This is a genomic window from Pseudomonas sp. K5002 (genome assembly GCF_013386655.1).
Taxonomy (GTDB): Bacteria; Pseudomonadota; Gammaproteobacteria; order Pseudomonadales; family Pseudomonadaceae; genus Aquipseudomonas.
This window is the reverse complement of record NZ_JACARK010000134.1, coordinates 1-421: the sequence shown is the minus strand read 5'-3', so window position 1 is coordinate 421 and position 421 is coordinate 1. Positions and strand designations below refer to the sequence as shown.

At 58.4% G+C, this 421-nt stretch carries 1 pseudogene; it reads left to right on the top strand.

From position 1 onward, the window contains the following. Positions 1-165: 165 nt before the first annotated feature. A pseudogene (locus HX846_RS07965) lies at positions 166-421 on the top strand (AMP-binding protein); the annotation flags it as partial.

The following is a 421-nucleotide window of genomic DNA, read 5'->3' as shown; positions in this document are numbered from 1 at the left end:
TTTTGCTCTTCAACACTCACACACACCAAACAGCGCCCCCCCATTGGCCAAACCAGTCAACCAAGTTGAAAGCTTTGACCATTGCCCACCCACCGCTCTAGAGCGACTATTTCACCGGTCTACGTACCCATCCTGAAAATAAAAAACACACAGGGATTTGAAGCGATGCGTGATTACTCGGCTGCCACCACCCAGTTCAACTACCAACACACCGTCGACGCTGCCTTGTCGGGCAACCTGCAGGCCCTCAACGCCTGCGTCGAATGCTGCGACCGCCACGCATTACCTGGCCGCATCGCACTGTTCTGGGAGGGCAAGGACGGCCGCAGCGCCACGTCCACCTTCACCCAACTGCAAGACCAGGCCGCACGCTTCGCCAACTTCCTCCTGGCCCAGGGCGTCAATCGCGGCGACAAGGTGG